Consider the following 17,511-nt stretch of genomic DNA (forward strand, 5'->3'; position numbering starts at 1 on the left):
AGTAGAAGCGAATCATCGCTAAAGCTAGTTGCCTTACTAACATTTCTCGCTGAAGCCTTGTGGCGTCTGCCGTGTCAGTGAGGCGGCATTATAGAGATGTTCATCACATTGGCAAGTGTTTATTAAAGAAAGATGCAAAAATAACGATTACATGGTGAATAAACACTCAAAGCCTTATTTGTGCAAGTTTAACTACAGAGTACTTACAAAATAACCACAGACTTATCCACAATTGCTCTGATTTTCATCCTAGAAAACAAAAAAGCTGCCTCATGGCAGCTTTTTAAATGGCAACGAGTCTAAATCCCAGAACCATATTGCTCTCCATCATCTTCATGGAGACCACATTCGCGTTTCAACCCATTAAAACGAGTTTCCTCTTCAGTCATACCCGGTTCCCACTTCTTAGTTGTATGTGTATCTCCAACAGAAAGGTAACCCTGCTCTCGAAGCGGGTGATAACCGAGACCATGCTCTTCTAGGTAATAGTGAACATCTTTATTCGTCCAATCGATTACCGGCAAAAATTTAAACACACCATTTTGGATAGATAAGATTGGCAAATTTGCACGCGATTGAGATTGCTCTCTTCTTAAACCGGAAAACCATGTCCCAGCCTCGAGCTCATCCAACGCTCTTCTCATCGGTTCAACTTTATTAAGCTTGTTGTACTTCTCTATCCCTTCTATACCTTGATCCCAAAGTTTTCCATATTGCGCTTCTTGCCAATTAGGGCTCTGTTGGGCGCGAAAGACTTGAAGGTTTAGAGTCAACTTCTGACTTAACTCATCAATAAAGCGATAGGTCTCCGGAAATAGATACCCTGTGTCAGTCAAAATAACCGGAATATCTGGTTTTGCTTGGGTCACTAGGTGCAACATCAATGCTGCTTGGATTCCGAAACTAGAAGACACAACATGTGTCCCTTCTAAATTATCTAAAGCCCACTTAACTCTTTCTAATGCGGTTAGCTGCTCTAACTCTGCGTTGATTTGTCCAAGACGAAGTATTTGCTCCGTCTTAGTCAATGCGAGTAGCTCTGCTAACTTCAATTTTGAAGCGACAGAATTATGCATGCAGATCCCTCTTGGAAATGATCACCTCTTCGATGATGCCAGCTCGGATTGTAAAATCACCGAACCCTTCTTTGTCGTTGCGTTCTGTAGCCCAACGTCCCACCAGCGCATCAATCTCTTCTAAGATCTGAGCTGATGTGATGTTCTCTTTATACATCTTAGGGATACGAGTTCCGGCCTTGTTGCCACCTAGGTGCATGTTGTAACGCCCCGGAGCCTTACCCACTAAACCAAGTTCAGCCAACATTGCACGACCACAACCGTTTGGACAACCTGTGATTCGAAGGATGATGTTATCTTCTTCTGGTAATCCATGTTTTTTCAGAATGTCTTCAACATCCGTTACAAACTCAGGAAGAAAGCGCTCAGCTTCTGCCATTGCTAAAGGACATGTTGGGAAAGCCACACACGCCATTGAGTTTTTACGTTGCTCTGAAACAGCATCATCCATCAAGCCATATTGACGCGCCAGTTTTTCAATCTTGGCCTTTTGACTCGTCGACACACCCGCAACAATTAGGTTTTGGTTTGCAGTCATGCGGAAGTCACCTTTGTGGATCTTCGCTATTTCAGCAACACCTGTTTTCAGAGCTTTACCCGGAAAATCAAGTAAACGACCATTCTCGATGAATAACGCCAAGTGGTGCTTACCATCAATGCCTTCCGCCCAACCAATGCGATCACCACGGCCAGTAAACTCATAAGGACGGCTTTCAGAAAATTCTACGCCTGCACGCTTTTCTACTTCTGCTTTGAATACATCAATACCAACACGGTCTAGTGTGTATTTGGTTTTTGCATTCTTACGGTTTGAACGGTTACCCCAGTCACGCTGAGTCGTTACCACCGCCGCTGCTACATCTAACGTTTTATCTAATGGCACAAAACCAAAGTCGTCAGCTTTACGTGCATAAGTAGAGGTATCACCATGTGTCATAGCAAGACCGCCACCGACTAACACATTAAAGCCCACCAGCTTTCCGTCTTCAGCAATAGCAACAAAGTTAAGATCGTTAGCATGGACGTCCACATCATTTTGCGGAGGAATGACAACCGTCGTCTTGAACTTACGCGGTAGGTAGTTGCTACCAAGGATAGGTTCTTCATCCGTTGTTTCTAGTTTTTCACCATCTAACCAGATTTCTGCATAAGCACGAGTCTTCGGTAATAGATGTTCACTGATCTTTTTCGCCCACTCGTAAGCTTCTTGATGAAGTTCAGATTCAACCGGGTTTGTCGTACATAGAACATTTCGGTTTACATCACCCGCTGTCGCAATTGAATCAATGCCAATGCTATTTAGCGTTTGGTGCATCAACTTAATGTTCGGCTTCAAGACACCGTGGAACTGAAACGTTTGACGAGTTGTTAGACGAATTGAACCGTAAGAGGTACTTTCGTCTGCGAACTTATCAATCGCCAACCACTGCTTAGGGGTAATGATGCCACCAGGCATACGAGCACGAAGCATGACGTTATGTAACGGTTCGAGCTTTTGTTTGGTACGTTCGTTACGAATATCACGGTCGTCTTGTTGATACATACCGTGGAAACGAATCAACTGAAAGTTATCAGCAGTAAAGCCACCTGTTATGCGGTCTTGGAGATCTTGTTCAATCGTACCGCGTAGGTTATTACTTTCACGCTTAAGACGCTCATTGTCAGCCAAAGGTCCAAGTACTTGACCTAGCACTTCTTGCTCTATTACTTGCTTGCTCATTAGTACACATCCCTTTGGTAACGTTTCGCTTTACGTAAATCATTAATATATTGTTCAGCTTGCTCGCGGCTCTGGTTGCCATGCTTTTCCGCTATCGAAACTAACGCTTCATGAACATCTTTAGCCATTCGAGTCGCATCGCCACAGACATAGAGGTACGCGCCCTCTTGCAGCCATTGCCACACCTGCTCTGCTTGTTCGATTAAACGGTCCTGAACATAAACCTTTTCTTTTTGGTCACGGCTAAAGGCAACATCGAGCTTAGTTAGCGCGCCAGACTTGAGGTACTTTTGCCATTCAACTTGGTATAAGAAATCTTGAGTAAAGGTACGGTCACCAAAGAACAACCAGCTTTTTCCTTCAGCATCATTGTTTTCACGCTCTTGAACAAAACTGCGGAACGGTGCGATACCGGTACCCGGGCCGACCATGATGATTGGTGTATTGTCGTCTTGTGGTAATTTGAAGTTATTGTTGTTCTCAACAAACACCTTCACTTCACCACCCTCTTCAAGACGTTGAGCTAAGAAGCTAGAAGCTCCGCCTAAACGAGACTCTTCGCCTTTTTGGTATTCAACCAAACCAACCGTCAAGTGAACTTCTTCATCTACTTCTGCTTGGCTTGATGCAATAGAATAGAGACGCGGTGTCAGCTTACGTAACAGGCCGATTAACTCATCAGCCGATAGCTTAGTTTTCTTCTCAGCTAAAACATCGACAACTTGAGTATTACCCGCGTATTCACGAAGCTTGTCTTTATCTTCCACCAGCTTGATTAACTTCTTGCTGCCCGATAACTCAGCAAACTTAGTCACAAGTTGAGGGTTTGAAGTGGTAATCTCAAATTTACTCACTAGCGCACTATGGATAGATAGATTCTCACCATCGACATCGACACTTTCGATACCCGATAACCCAACCTTAGAAAGAATCTGATTTGCGAGCTCCGAACTGTTTTCATACCATACGCCTAGCGCATCGCCGGGTTGGTAGGTAATGCCCGACTCATCAAGATCAATCTCGATATGACGAACATCTTTACCCGAGTCACGACCCGTGATCTTTTGACTGGTTAATAGTGTCGCTGTATATGGATTTTGTTTGGTGTATTGCGAATGACCGGCAGCTGCTTGGCCTACTGGCAACTGAACGATATCAGCCTCGGCACCTGTCGATAGCGTTTCTTGAACTTGTGATAACGCTTTAGCGCGCCATTCCGTTGCTGACTCTTCGTAATCAACATCACAATCAAGGCGATCGACAAACGATTTCGCACCAAGCTTAGCGAGGAAGTTATCGAAGTCTTTAGCCGTTTGGCAGAAGAACTCATAGCTTGAGTCACCTAAACCAATCACACCGTATTGTAGGTTTGATAATTTTGGCGCTTTCTTCGATTGAAGGAATTCATGCAACTCAATCGCGTTATCAGGGGCTTCGCCCTCACCATTGGTTGAAGCGACGAAAATGACGTGTGTCTCTTTGGCTAAGTTCTTACCTTTATAATCACTCGCATCGAAAAGCTCGACGGCGATACCTAAGGCTTTTGCTTCTGCCTCGAGCGATTCAGCGACGCCTTTAGCATTACCGGTTTGAGAAGCGAAGATAATGCTGAGCTTACCCGCTGGCTTAGCCGCTACTGCAGCGGCCGCTTGAGCGATTGGCGCAGCAGCACCGACAGGCTGAGCTTGGCTCACTCCCCAAAGGTAACCACTGACCCATGCCAGTTGCTGTGAAGACAGTTCAGAAACAGTTTGCTGAAGATGACCCAATTGTTGGTCATTAAGTGGTGCTGCTAGCCCAGGTAACTCATTAGCCCCAGACTGTGCATTATTATTTTGTGAAGACTCTTTCTTATTTAAAGACATGGTCACGACATCCCTAATCATTGCGTGACGATAGATTAACCACTCCTTTTAATAACAAGAAAGAATAGAAAAGTATGTTTTATAACTTTTTGGAAGTAAAAACCGATTGAAACGCAAATTGACTTACTGGTTTTCAATACGCACTTGCTGAAAGCCAACCGCCATTGCCGATTTAGATGCTAGGTCTAAATCCGCGTAATGGCACTCTTCACCATGAACATCAGTAAGCAGAACAAAGCCACCTCCCATATGGCGAAACTCCACAACCCAAGACCCTTCTTGAATTGAGGGCTCTATGATCGCTTCAACTAACAGATTTTCTCTATATAAATTTCGTAATTCATTGAGTGTCATATTCCATCCCTTGCTTTGACCTCACAACATAGACCTTATAAGAATAGACGCTAATTAGCTCTCTGTATAAAGGATGGTCGAAAGTGATGAATGTGCTAACTAATTCCAGAAGGATATAACCAATAGATATAAAAAACGCCACTTAATAAAGTGGCGTTCTCAAAATTCGTTCTAAATTTGCTTTATATGGCCTAGAAGCGCACTTCAGCGCCAGCAAACCAGCCATCAACCATGACAAACTCTTTGCCAACCTCTGAAGAGAAGAACTCATCCGAATCTAAATCGATAACACGGTAACCACCACGCAGGGCAATTTCAGATTCTGATACTGGAATTCGGTACTGAACACCCGCCATCAAGTCAGTGCTCTTAATACCACTGCTATCACCAAACTCCATCGTACCGATGATATCGAAATTGGTCTCAGGAACGTTGATCTCTGCGTTGCCGTAGAAGCTCCAAGTGAATTCATCAAAGCTTGTTTGAGCGCCACCCGTTTTCGGTTCGATGTAATTCGAGTTTGAATACTGAGTAAACGTCACACCCGCATCGAAGTTCATCAGCTTGTGATCTAACAACGTGTAATAGAAGGTGTAATCGTACTTATCGAAAGCCAATGAATCTGCATCAACAGAAGTATAGCGAAAGCTAGCGTTTGGTAGCATCGGGGCATTATGCTCAAATGCGAAATACAACGAAGGTGAGTTAGAGTCATCATCTTGTCTAACTTCGTTTAGCTTTGTACTTCCCCACCACATATCGGCACCGACTTTAGCCGTGTAAGAAAACTCTTCTTCAGCAGACACTGCCGAGCTTAAAGATAGCATTCCCACTAAAGCAATTAATGGCATTTTATTCATTTGAGATAGCTCCAATTCCATATCGTAGTGCTAATTGTATGCACATTCATAGATTATTGGGGAAAATTCTACCACACATCTTAAATTCTAAAACGATAAACCGCTGACGAGTAAAGATTTGACGGCACGATGACCTTAGTAACGTCTCTGGTTAGAACTGTGTACAAAATTTTTGAAAAACCACACACCGATTGCAATCACGATCAACCAAGGCAGTAACTTAAACACGACGCCCATCATACCTAAAACCAACATGACTAATAACGCCACTCCGGTTGCAGCCAATACCGTCATAAACGTAATACCAGTGACAAGTAGAGTCGCAACGAAAATAAGAACAAATATTAATTCAAACATAATGGTCTCCCTAATGAGTTAATGACCTATCTTTCCTACTTTCTAACATTGCAGCTTCCATACCAAGTATGCCAACCCTATAAAATCCTTATTTATCAGATAAATAAAAAGCCACACATCTTCATGCGTGGCTTTTCGGAAACTTATAGTGGTAAATTTAACCTCTAGTGGCGAATTTAACCTTAAGTTTTTAACTTAGAGGGAGCTTAAACATTTAGCTCTTTAGGGATCTTAGCCAATGCTGTTTGCATCACTTCAATACCTGCACCTTTCTTATGTGCGTTTTCACTGATGTAGCGACGCCATTGTCTTGCGCCCGGCATGCTTTGGAACAAACCAAGCATGTGACGAGATATGTGTCCTAAGCTTGCACCATTTGAAAGCTCACGCTCAATGTACGGGTACATTTCTTCAACCACTTGTGAGCGCTTCTTAATTGGCGTGTCTAAACCAAAGATCTGCTGATCAACTTCAGCCAAGATAAACGGGCTATGGTAAGCCTCACGACCGATCATCACACCATCAAGGTGTTGCAAGTGCTCTTTAGTTTGCTCAAGAGTAGTAACGCCACCATTCACGGCAATCACCAGATCAGAGAAATCTTTCTTGATTTGGTATGCACGATCGTAATCTAGCGGTGGGATCTCACGGTTCTCTTTCGGGCTAAGGCCACTCAACCACGCTTTACGCGCGTGAATAGTAAATTGCTCACAGCCACCTTTTTCAGAAACCGTCGAAACAAACTTAGTTAGAAACTCATAAGAGTCTTGGTCATCGATACCGATACGCGTTTTCACGGTAATTGGAATATCAGTGACATCTTTCATCGCTGAAACACAATCTGCCACCAACTCGGGCTCAGCCATCAAGCATGCACCAAATCGACCATTCTGAACTCGGTCTGAAGGGCAACCTACGTTAAGATTCACTTCATCATAACCGCGTTCACCAGCAAGCTTGGCACAAGCAGCAAGATCAACCGGGTTTGAACCACCGAGTTGAAGTGCAAGAGGATGTTCTTGCTCGTTATATTCTAGGAAGTCGCCCTTACCATGTAAGATCGCGCCCGTTGTTACCATTTCCGTGTACAGAAGCGTCTGCTGAGAAAGCAAACGGTGAAAGTAACGACAGTGGCGGTCAGTCCAATCGAGCATGGGTGCAACAGAAAGTCGGTTACTAGCGTATTTACTGGTTTTATTAGTGTTTGTCATGATTCAGTCTCAATTAATACTGTACAAACATACAGTGAATTACCTAGAATTAAACGGAATTACTTCCTGTAGTACCCCTCAAGTACCCCTTTAGGAGTTGGACAATGGCAAGTTATACCATCGAGACCAGAAAGCTAAAAAGCGGTGAACCAAGGTTCAAGGTAACAATCATCGTTAAAAAGAATTCGCGCATTATACACAGGGAAAGCAAAACTCTAAAAAAGAAAGCACTCGCTAAAGCTTTCGGTAAAAAAAGGGTAGCTGAACTAGAAGCTCAAGGGGTACTCAATCAGCCAAAAACAGTCCCCCTTTCGGTACTCCTCGATTTATTCATGACCGAAAGAGATCTTTGGGACAATACAGGCCGCACCAAACGCTATGTGATTAAGATGCTTAGGGATTGCGACATCGCCCAAGTTGAGAGTAATCAGCTACGAACTAGCGACTTAATCGAGCACTGTAAAAACAGAAGAGGCGCAGGAGCCAAACCCGCAACGATTTATCATGATATTGCTTACCTACGTTCTGTAATGAAAAAGTCTAAGCCTGTCTTCAACATCGACACCAATCACCAGATTTTTGATGAAGCCGTCCCTGTTCTGATTGATATGGGGTTAGTCGGTAAAAGTCAGAAACGAACACGCCGCCCTACCTCTGAAGAACTGAAACTCTTAAAGCTTGGGTTAGAGCAACGTGAGTCTTTCCGGCCAAACGGTACAACTCGAATCCCATTCACTGACATTCTTGAGTTCAGCATTCTTACTTGTATGCGAATTGGTGAAGTCTGCAAGCTGCGTTGGGAAGACCTCAACCAAGAACATAAAACGATACTCGTTAGAGATAGAAAAGACCCAAGGAAGAAAGATGGCAATCACATGGTTGTGCCGTTGCTTGGTGAGTCATTTGAGATCGTACTAAAACAACCAAACAAAGGTGAGCTAATTTTCCCGTACAACTCACGAAGTGTTAGCGCAGGCTTTCAGCGAGTAAGGAACGAGTTGGGTATTGAAGACTTAAGGTATCACGACCTACGAAGAGAGGGAGCAAGTCGGTTGTTTGAAAAGGGCTACTCTATTGAAGAAGTAGCCCAAGTAACTGGTCATAGGAATCTGAATATTCTTTGGCAGGTTTACACCCAGCTTTTCCCACACAAACTGCATGAAAAATAAGTTAAACACCAAACATACTCTGAGCTCAAAATCACAACATTGTAATTTTGAGCTTAAAAGTTAATGGTGATATTTTGTCGGAGAATCCAGCATATCTTTGTACTCATTCGCCATCAAAGTCAGATTTAGCGAGCAGTATTTCTCACTATTAGCTACAGGATACGTTGAATACACTAATTTGATAAATTCATCGTAATTTTTAGTCTTTGTTTTCTCAATAACAAAGTCCAAAATTTCCTTTTCTGATATTGATAAATGCGCCATGTAGTCAGAACTATCATCGTTTAATGTGAAACAAGTTTTCTTCTTTCCATACATGTTGCGAGAAGTATAAGACGTAATTCCTGAATTGGCGTTACACGATTCCTTCAAGGTATCGACATAAGGACCGTAATGATCAAAAAACCATTTAGTTTCAGTTAGCTGCTTGTTATTCACAAGCGCATTTCGCCAATCTGACAAGTAGACCATTTTTGTTAATCTGGAAGCCGATAATTCATCTTTATTTGGATAGTTTTGTAGAAAGTATTTAACTAAAATAATAAATTTATTAATCATTAGAAACCCTCCTTGTGAGCGATCTCAATTGAGACCATATGACTACTAAGCCCTTCCATTAAAAATGAAAGCTTACGTCTCTCATCATCATTTATGCATCGATTAATCTTACTAAAAGGTAATCCATTACTATTGGTAGATTCAAACACAATAACTGCCAACGCATCTCGTTTTGTATCTAGAATACGAATCGCACAGAACGACCTACTTTTCATATTGCTGTTTCGAATGACGTCTTCTGGAACTCCGAACTTACTAGCGTGGTACTTTATATAATCCGCTAGACTCGTTTTAGGACAAGGTGAAGTAGCATCAGTAACACCACCTTGTTCCCATGCTTTAGCCAAGTAACCATAGGACTTCGAATACATTCGTTCAGGCTTGGATTTAAAACTCTCATTCAAAGAATATCGTCCAATACACCTAAAGTGCCCTAACTCCACTCTATATATACTAATACGTTCATTGCTCGTTAGCTTTAAATACTTGAAAATTATGTAAATGTAATCACTAAATATTTGATAACAATCTAACAGCCTTTCATCGTACTTTGATTGCAACGAATCATGTTCTTCACGAAGCTCTCTATGTTGTTCGCCAAGTTTTGTAAATTTGTTCTTCAATACACTCAGACTTGCGTATGGAGCTACGGTTCCCCAAATAGCGAAGAAAACAGTAAGAGAGAGGAGTACCAATAACCACTCTTTCGCACCTAACAAATCGAGCATAAATATTCTCAACTCAACAGGAACAAAACCTCTAACACTCGCCTGAAGCTCTGCTGGAACTGCAATATATGCAAAACCCATAGCACTCAAGGCCGCACCTATCCATGAATATCGAGCTACACCCCATAGAACTTTTTTATGTCTAGGTGCTTCAGCTAAAAGGGTATCCAAGTAAAATCTTCTTCTAATAAACCATAAACTTATAGCAATATATCATAATTGCTATAAGTTTTTTACTTTGTTGCATATTCAAGACTTATCTTTTAGCCCTTGAAGCTTGATTTCTACCGTTCTTGTTCTTTTCTCTAACTCGTTGATCTCCTGCTTTTGTTCTTTCTGTGACATTTTCACCCAGCTCATATCAACTTTCACAGCGGCTATCGTTGCAATACTCGATATTCCTCCGGTAATCACTGCAATTATAATGGCTTGATACTCTGCCATTTACTTGAACTCATTGCGTAGGGTTTCCCATAGGCCAAATACTATTGGAGCACTTGCGCCAATAATGCCACCGAATTGAACACCGTCTGCCGATACGCTCGCGGTGATAAGTTCAGGGTGACCAGCTACCAAAGCAGCTCCCGCGCCAAGTAACGCTAAACCCTTTTTAGTGGAAGGAGCAGATCATTTTCTTCTGTTCACTTTCTATGACGCGGACTTAAATAACCAACTTTTCAAGTTCGATTCGGTGAGAGGCTTTTCCTTTACTGTGCTTTACCCATAAACGCTTTGGTTGGTATCCATTGGCACGGACCTCAACATCATAATTACCCTCTGGCAATCGCATACCGGCTTGGTACCTAGGCTTAATATTCATTATTCGAACCTTAAAACCCGGTTGGTTCTGTGCATTTGAATTGATGTACATAGGAAACTCCGTTTGGGCTTCATTATTGTTTTTAGCTGAACTCACCGGTTCGCTCTCAGCACGCTGAGTTAAATAACGAGCAAAAACACCATCCAACTCCGCTACCGAATGCTCCAAAGAGGTAGAAAACCCATCAGTAATACGCATACTTTTGTCTATTTGAGCGCCAAGTGGATGAATCAACGGTTGAGTATGTATCACCCAACGAACGGCATAAGAAGCCGACGGAGATAGTGTGTCACTGACTTGCTCTAAGAAAAAGCCAATCGTTGAGTCCGTTTGAGTGTACTTGGATGAAAATACATTCACAGGCACAACAAGAATAACGAATATGACGATAAACGAGCTGCCTATATTCAGAGCCTTGCTCTTCAAGTTCGGTGCTGGCCGTGGTTTATGGTAATTCATCAACACGATAAATTTTCCTGGCAGCTTAAACACCGTTAGGACAACGAGAAATAGCGATAGTCCCATTGATATTGGCGGCACAATGATAGAACGCAATGCCGCTTTGCCTTGTTCAGCATAAGGGCCATCATCAGCAAACTGAGCGCGTGACGCCTCAATATAACCTAGCCAATAATCTCTCTCACGCCTCACATTTGGAACAATAACCTGTTGGTAAAATTGCTTATTATTCCACGTCGCCATCATGGGCTCGACGTAATAACGTTCGCCCATACGATTCTTTATTTGTTGCTGAACTTCGGCTACTTTTTGAAAATCATTCCAAGATAAGTTCGGTTCAATGTCGTAACCCCGCTGCTTTGCCTCGGCATGCCAACGAGCTTTGGTGTCCTTCATAACTTTGTTTCTGACTGCATTTTTAAACACGCTAATTTGGTTTATTTGCCAATTGGAGTCTAAATGGATCCCCTTTCGATGAACTTGAGTACGAACCTTACTTGCTGTTGTAGAGTGGGAGCGAAACTCCGACATAGAGTCGATTCCCATAGGATAACCGGTCTCTTTTAAGAACTGTTTTTGCCACACTGCCAGTATTCGTGGTGTGTAATGAGCGACACTATTGGTATACGTTTTATCTTGAATGGCTTCTCCAGCTTGCCCTGTCGCCTGCTCAATACCGGCTTGGATAACTGATAAGCCTAGAGAACCGAATGCTTCCCCCCAAGATGTTTCACCTTTCGTTCGTCGAAAGGTTTTCTCTAACCAATAATCCATCGGTTGGTGGGGAATCGAGTTATCTTTTAATAAGCGTTCATAGCGATCTTCAATGCGGCTGATACAATTGGCTCTTGAGCTTCCTTTGCGTTTATAACAGCGTTCTTTATCATCAAATAGGTCAAAAATAGGTTGTGCAACTCTTTGTGCTCTCGCCTCTGCTCTCGTTAAATAGGCCTTACTCGCCTGTTGATAATCACGATACCCCGTCGCGACGGTCGACTCGACCTCTTCCCACGCTTGATTGGCCTTTTGATGGCGAGACTCTACCGTCTGATTATACGCCCCAACATGTTTTTGATATTGATGCCACGATTGCTGAACTTCACTCCGTAATACTTTATAGTTCGCATAGTGCTCATCGAAATTGGCGTTTGCTCGATTTTGAATATAACGATCCAAAATTTGAACTTTCTTATCATCAATATGACTTAAGAATGCATCATTGCTGTAAACCAACCCACCGATCAAAGCGAGAAAAGTCATTTCTGACGACTCGGTACTCGCCTCTGAGTTATAAGGGATCCCTTCGATATTAATCGCATTCATCGCTAAACTAGATCGCAGTACAGAGGAAAAGAAAGCCTCCTGTCTCTGCTTTGCACTACTCGGTTCAATCAACCATTTATCTATTACCGCCTTTTGACCAAAAAAAACCGTTGGCCAAACCAAAGCTGTAATCACGACCAACGATGAAATAGCGCGAAACTTCGTCGTGGTCAGCCATCCTTTAAGTAGAAAATCCGCAACAATTAAAGTCACCCCGATCCCTGAGATGGTTCGGCCAAATAGCTCCGTTTTATGTAATTGAGCATCACTAACATCGATTCCACCCGCAATTTCAACCAACTTGGCGTTGAAAGCGACTTCAGGAAAAAGATAAAGAAGTGAACAAAAAAACAACAAAACAGCCAACCATTTCGGCTTCTTATTATTTGTGGTTATTACGTCCTGGCTAGGAACTGGTTTCATCTTAACGCTTCCATAATTTGTCTATCCCTGTTCTCATCAAACATCATTTTTCTGTCGGCATCGAAATGCTGATCGCATCGTTACTTAAATTTAAATCTTCATCTTGAATATCAAACAGCACTGCTGGCTTCGCGCTCTGCGTTGTTTGCGTTCTTTTTTTCACACCTTTCACGCTAGCAGGCTTGGAATATGACACACTCCTAATGAGACCTCGGTTAGTGATGTAATGGCCATCTTTGAGGTAATCTATTTGTTCATAGAGTCGGTGAAAATCAGCGTCATTGGGTAGGCCAGCAACGGTTTCGCCTGCTAACGTTGTGGGTTGGTAGCCATTTGATTGAACGACAAGCTGTGGAGCAAGCTGCTGACAAATAGAGAACTTACTGGTATCCATGATCGCCTCATCTGGCAGAGGTCGACCTGCCTTAGCTAACGAGACCAATTGATCTTGGTGGTAATCCGTTCCGTTAATCGTATAAGTCACCACCTTCATGCCTTGCGCTTTCGCACGGCTGTAAATTGTCGCATATTGTCGGTAACTTCTTATATCAACATGTAATCCACTATTGGGGCCAAGTATTCGTTTTACCGTTTTAGCGGAATGTTTGGGCTTATGCTTACGATAACGCCCCTCCATAGCAAAGGCGCGATCGATATTCTTTTTATTTTTCTGATAATAATCATCAGAACCCATGCCTCGTTTTGCATCCCGCTTAAACTGAGCAACCGACGCCGAATGAGGCTCCCATACATACCCAAGATAAACACTTGAATTGATTTCCCGCATTTTTTTCAGAACGTCCATATCCATTGATGAATAAAAATAGTTTCTATAGGGGAGACTTTGTCTGGCCATTTCGTCGAGTTTAAACAAATCTTCCATGGAGCCATCTGATGTTTTTATTTCAATATTAAGGGGTTGTTCAATCGTTGCGTAATGGTACCAATCATTCACGGCTTCATTGAAATAAGCGGGACGATACCCATCTAATGTTCCGTCAGGGCTCCTTCCACTCAGAGAGTTCCACTCACTACTCTTCATACGACTCACGCGATATCGCTTACCATCACTACGAGCGGTTGCTCTTCCTGTTTCTATGTCGTGATGTACAACCCAATCTTTATCACGCGTCAGCATCACATCAATTTCTGCTCCATCAAAACCACTTACCGCCGCCATTTGAATCGCATTACGAGAGTTTTCAGCATAATTAGAGCTGCCACGGTGGGCGATAACATCAATAGGGCACTGTCCTTTGATGTAAGAGATATCCCCTCCCATGGTTTGATAAAGATTGCGCGATTTTAACGCCAACTGCATATCACGAAACATTTCTCGCCCCTCTGCTGAGTTATGATTCGAGATTAGTTTTGCATCTGCAGGTAATCCAAGCCCTCGCTCCAAGGTTGGTTGTGGTGGTGTTACTTTATCTGTAGATGAACATCCCTGAATAAGAGCAATAGTAGTGACAAGCAGCCCTCTTGAAAGCGTGGTTACACGTGAAGGTGGTGAAAACATGAGATCCTTATCCGTTGGTAGCTTATATGTGACATAACTGGGTTTCACACGCTGAGCACGACAAAGTCGGCCTCCAAGCACGGAGACCGCAAAGTGCTAATATATGATGACTCCAACCATTGATTTCGATTGTTGATATGTTGTTGGAGTGGACGTATTTAATGGTTTAATTTGATTGAAAGCAAAGGCTCAAAAACTCATAAATACAAATCATGATTACATTATTTCATCAAATAATAATTGAATAAGCCCTTGTTCATCTGGGATGTCATACCCCTTTCGACATGGATAAGCCAAACCATCTGTGAAGTTCAAAAACGAAAAGCTATTGTCTATGCTTTCGCTCCCCTCTTCATCCTGCCATGGTTCAATAGTACTGTTCTGTTTAGTCACGATATAACCACACGAATTGACAGGCATCTCGGTCTTACGATTTAAGACTATCTTATGATTGGAATTATTGTAGTGATTTACTCGAATCTTACCGGCTAACGCTAGATATATCGCCCCTGCGGCGCCCAAAAGCAAAGTATGGCCGATAACTTTACCTGTCGCACTCGCTACGGCGATTCCAACATTAGCAGTCGCACTCGCGATGCTTTGACCTCGGTTTCCATAACGGTCTGTAGAATACACGTAATCCACGCTATGTTTTCTTTCAACGCGAGCACGTTGTCTGACAGGAGTATGGTTTATGTACTCTTGACCACCAAAAGCATCAAAGTTGTGTATTAATACCGGAACACAATGATAAGTTTCTCCATTCCAGTTCACTACACGAGCCTTCATTTGCCATGGATAATACTCTTCATCTAAATATTTCTTACATAAAGCTGGTAACAAATGGCTAAGTAACGCTGTGTTGTGATCGCTCTGCGCCATGTTGTACAGTTCTTGCGTTATTGATCGGGCCTGCTCTTGATCTCCTGATCTTGCGGCAACGATAAAGAGAATGACCTCGCCCCAAAAAGTATCGTTGATCAAGTAGTCAACCGGCAAATTATCGATTTCGATTAAAGCTCGTGGAACATCTTCATCGGACAAAGCCTCCAATACTGCAGACAAGTGATGCACGCGATCTTGAGGCTTTGCAATAGGTTCGTAATATGCGTCCCATCGTTCAACAAAGGTCTTCCAACGCATTATTTTTTTAAACTCCTCAGTTACTCCTTCCGTGGTGAGTAACTTAGGTTCAATATATTTTGCAATGTGCTTTTTATGACCGTCTCGCTTTTTCATCGCCTTTGTGTAAATTTTGCTATCAGACTTGAATAAGTGCAGTGCTAAACCATAGCTTTCATACCATTCACCAAGGTTAAGATGACTACTTTCTAATGAAGCTTTAGCCAAAGCGTCAAAATGCTTTTTCATTTTATTCCCTTCCAATTTGACGACTTAAATAAAGATAAAGGCGATGACTAAAATAATAGCTGCGGCTATAGCCAGTTTGATGTATAGCTCATTTTTTTTAACTCTTGGTTCTTCCACTTCTTCAAGCTTATCCCTCATGGCCTTAAAGTCATCCAAACGTTGTTGATAACGTTTTTCTCTTTGATTATAGATGGACAACAGTTTCAGAAATGATTCTTTGTTTACTTGCTCCACAGCTTAACTCCAAGCATTTGAAATTAAAGACTAAAACTACAATACACCATGACAAGCTCATGTTGACAGGAGGGGTCAATAGTCTTCTTCTAGTCTATATTAGGCATCGATTTTAGCGAATAAGGAACAATATGCGATAAGAAATGTGATTTAAAACAGCACATTATTGTAAGAAAAATTAATTGAGCTAAATTGAACTCAAATGAAGATGTCATATCAACTTTACCTCATACTTTTTTATAAACCTATTCACCAGATCTCTAATTCAACCTCATTAATCAGTTATGCCTTGAGTCACACTGTCATTTTGAGTTACCTTGTCTTATTCAAAGTCGTGGGTCACAATACGCTCTGTACCTGACTTTAATAGAAATCATTGGCTCCCAAAACGTAGTAACCTAGAAATAAGGTTTGATTAGGGATGTCCGATTGAATGGTGAAAAATTTGGACCACACATTAATAGAGCAAGTTGAAGGGATATGCGAATCGCGAGGCGTTAGATTAACACCTCAAAGAAAGCGAGTGTTTGAGCTCATCCTCTCTAATAAAAAAGCCTCCAGTGCTTATGAATTATTAGAGCAGTTGAAAGTCAGTGAACCGCAAGCCAAGCCACCTACAGTATATCGCGCTTTGGATTTCTTGTTGGAGCAAGGTTTCATTCACAGAGTTGAGTCAACCAATAGCTTCATATGCTGCTGCTCTTGCAATGCCAACAAACATTTCTCCCAACTACTGATCTGCGATAAATGTGGCACTGTGATAGAACTGCAGGACGATGCGCTTGTCACCCTACTCGCCAGTAACGCTGAGAAGCATGGCTTTCAATTGACGAATCATGTCATTGAATCGCATGGCATTTGCCAATCTTGCTCCTCCGAGATGAAAGAATAAGATTATAGAAGAACATTATGCGCGCTGAATTTGTAAACCCGTTTTTAGCTTCTTTGATGAACGTATTAAAAACGATGGCTTCTCTAGAATTGAAGCCACAAAAACCGAGAGTTAAGAAAGATGAAATCGCTCGTGGTGATGTATCCGGCCTAATTGGTATGGTGGGTACACAATCTCGTGGCTCTATGTCGATCACCTTTGATGAAGGTCTCGCTCTCGAAATCATGGAAAACATGCTTGGTGAACGACCAAACGGCCTCAACGAAGAAGTGACCGATATGGTGGGTGAAATCACTAACATGGTGACTGGCGGTGCGAAACGTATTCTTGCGGAAAGCGGTTTTGACTTCGATATGGCAACACCAATCGTGGTTTCCGGTAAAGGTCATACGATTCGTCACAAGTGTGATGGGGCAATCATCATCATGCCTTTCTCATCTCAATGGGGTAATGCTTTCATCGAGATCTGTTTCGAATAGAGACAATCGAGTAAATATAAAACGAAAGGCTGACGTACATACGTCAGCCTTTTTTATTGCCGTAAAATCAACGGAATCGAGTAGGAGGAGGCC

18 protein-coding genes are annotated in these 17,511 nt (G+C 42.4%); 3 read left to right on the plus strand and 15 right to left on the minus strand.

All coding sequences use genetic code 11. From position 1 onward, the window contains the following. Positions 1-299: 299 nt before the first annotated feature. The 7 genes from AB4585_RS20995 to dusA all read right to left on the minus strand — a co-directional run bounded on the left by AB4585_RS20995 (position 300) and on the right by dusA (position 7,443). Positions 300-1,076, minus strand: coding sequence for a phosphoadenylyl-sulfate reductase (locus tag AB4585_RS20995; RefSeq protein WP_017059954.1), 777 nt, complete (start codon positions 1,074-1,076; stop codon positions 300-302). Next, positions 1,069-2,796 (minus strand): assimilatory sulfite reductase (NADPH) hemoprotein subunit, encoded by a 1,728-nt coding sequence (cysI, locus tag AB4585_RS21000; RefSeq protein WP_065584776.1) that lies wholly within the window; start codon positions 2,794-2,796, stop codon positions 1,069-1,071. Before cysI ends, AB4585_RS20995 begins: the two co-directional genes overlap by 8 nt. Beyond that, entirely contained in the window at positions 2,796-4,661 is a 1,866-nt protein-coding gene (locus AB4585_RS21005; protein ID WP_017059952.1) for an assimilatory sulfite reductase (NADPH) flavoprotein subunit, read from the minus strand. Before AB4585_RS21005 ends, cysI begins: the two co-directional genes overlap by 1 nt. 123 nt (positions 4,662-4,784) lie before the next feature. After that, positions 4,785-5,015 (minus strand): hypothetical protein, encoded by a 231-nt coding sequence (locus AB4585_RS21010; protein ID WP_004735813.1) that lies wholly within the window; start codon positions 5,013-5,015, stop codon positions 4,785-4,787. Between the two features lie 191 nt (positions 5,016-5,206). Beyond that, positions 5,207-5,875, minus strand: a complete 669-nt coding sequence (locus AB4585_RS21015; protein ID WP_372170809.1) for a TIGR04219 family outer membrane beta-barrel protein — start codon at positions 5,873-5,875, stop codon at positions 5,207-5,209. Positions 5,876-6,010: 135 nt separating this feature from the next. Continuing rightward, on the minus strand, positions 6,011-6,232 hold the full coding sequence (pspG, locus tag AB4585_RS21020) for an envelope stress response protein PspG (RefSeq protein ID WP_017059950.1): 222 nt from the start codon (positions 6,230-6,232) through the stop codon (positions 6,011-6,013). A gap of 206 nt (positions 6,233-6,438) precedes the next feature. After that, on the minus strand, positions 6,439-7,443 hold the full coding sequence (dusA, locus tag AB4585_RS21025) for a tRNA dihydrouridine(20/20a) synthase DusA (RefSeq protein WP_372170811.1): 1,005 nt from the start codon (positions 7,441-7,443) through the stop codon (positions 6,439-6,441). A gap of 104 nt (positions 7,444-7,547) precedes the next feature. Here dusA and AB4585_RS21030 point away from each other — a divergent pair, with 104 nt between their 5' ends. Continuing rightward, positions 7,548-8,612 carry a tyrosine-type recombinase/integrase gene (locus tag AB4585_RS21030; protein ID WP_372170813.1) on the plus strand — a complete coding sequence of 355 codons (1,065 nt, stop codon included), beginning with the start codon at positions 7,548-7,550 and terminating at the stop codon, positions 8,610-8,612. A gap of 60 nt (positions 8,613-8,672) precedes the next feature. On the opposite strand, the gene AB4585_RS21035 is transcribed toward AB4585_RS21030, so the two are convergent. The 8 genes from AB4585_RS21035 to AB4585_RS21070 form a co-directional block, all read right to left on the minus strand. Continuing rightward, positions 8,673-9,170, minus strand: a complete 498-nt coding sequence (locus AB4585_RS21035; RefSeq protein WP_102428660.1) for a Panacea domain-containing protein — start codon at positions 9,168-9,170, stop codon at positions 8,673-8,675. Beyond that, positions 9,170-10,069, minus strand: coding sequence for a hypothetical protein (locus tag AB4585_RS21040; protein WP_372170815.1), 900 nt, complete (start codon positions 10,067-10,069; stop codon positions 9,170-9,172). Before AB4585_RS21040 ends, AB4585_RS21035 begins: the two co-directional genes overlap by 1 nt. 78 nt (positions 10,070-10,147) lie before the next feature. Next, positions 10,148-10,342 (minus strand): hypothetical protein, encoded by a 195-nt coding sequence (locus AB4585_RS21045; RefSeq protein ID WP_102428658.1) that lies wholly within the window; start codon positions 10,340-10,342, stop codon positions 10,148-10,150. Next, on the minus strand, positions 10,343-10,474 hold the full coding sequence (locus AB4585_RS21050) for a hypothetical protein (protein ID WP_017059946.1): 132 nt from the start codon (positions 10,472-10,474) through the stop codon (positions 10,343-10,345). 85 nt (positions 10,475-10,559) lie between these two features. Beyond that, complete coding sequence (locus AB4585_RS21055; RefSeq protein ID WP_017059945.1) at positions 10,560-12,923, minus strand: hypothetical protein; 2,364 nt, start codon at positions 12,921-12,923, stop codon at positions 10,560-10,562. Positions 12,924-12,966: 43 nt separating this feature from the next. Continuing rightward, the gene (locus tag AB4585_RS21060; RefSeq protein WP_017065767.1) at positions 12,967-14,442 is read right to left on the minus strand and encodes a glycerophosphodiester phosphodiesterase; all 1,476 of its coding nucleotides are present in this window, start codon (positions 14,440-14,442) and stop codon (positions 12,967-12,969) included. A gap of 216 nt (positions 14,443-14,658) precedes the next feature. Then, positions 14,659-15,813 carry a hypothetical protein gene (locus AB4585_RS21065; protein ID WP_017059943.1) on the minus strand — a complete coding sequence of 385 codons (1,155 nt, stop codon included), beginning with the start codon at positions 15,811-15,813 and terminating at the stop codon, positions 14,659-14,661. A 24-nt stretch (positions 15,814-15,837) separates the two neighbouring features. After that, entirely contained in the window at positions 15,838-16,047 is a 210-nt protein-coding gene (locus AB4585_RS21070; RefSeq protein ID WP_017059942.1) for a hypothetical protein, read from the minus strand. A 433-nt stretch (positions 16,048-16,480) separates the two neighbouring features. Between AB4585_RS21070 and zur the strand changes: the two genes are divergently transcribed. Both zur and AB4585_RS21080 read left to right on the plus strand, forming a co-directional pair. Beyond that, a complete protein-coding gene (zur, locus tag AB4585_RS21075) occupies positions 16,481-16,939 on the plus strand; it encodes a zinc uptake transcriptional repressor Zur (protein ID WP_372170819.1) in 459 nt (152 codons plus the stop codon). Between the two features lie 17 nt (positions 16,940-16,956). After that, positions 16,957-17,418, plus strand: a complete 462-nt coding sequence (locus AB4585_RS21080; protein ID WP_017059940.1) for a chemotaxis protein CheX — start codon at positions 16,957-16,959, stop codon at positions 17,416-17,418. Positions 17,419-17,511: the final 93 nt, after the last annotated feature.

The organism is Vibrio sp. 10N.222.49.C9 (assembly GCF_041474985.1).
GTDB classification, from domain to species: Bacteria; Pseudomonadota; Gammaproteobacteria; order Enterobacterales; family Vibrionaceae; genus Vibrio; species Vibrio crassostreae_C.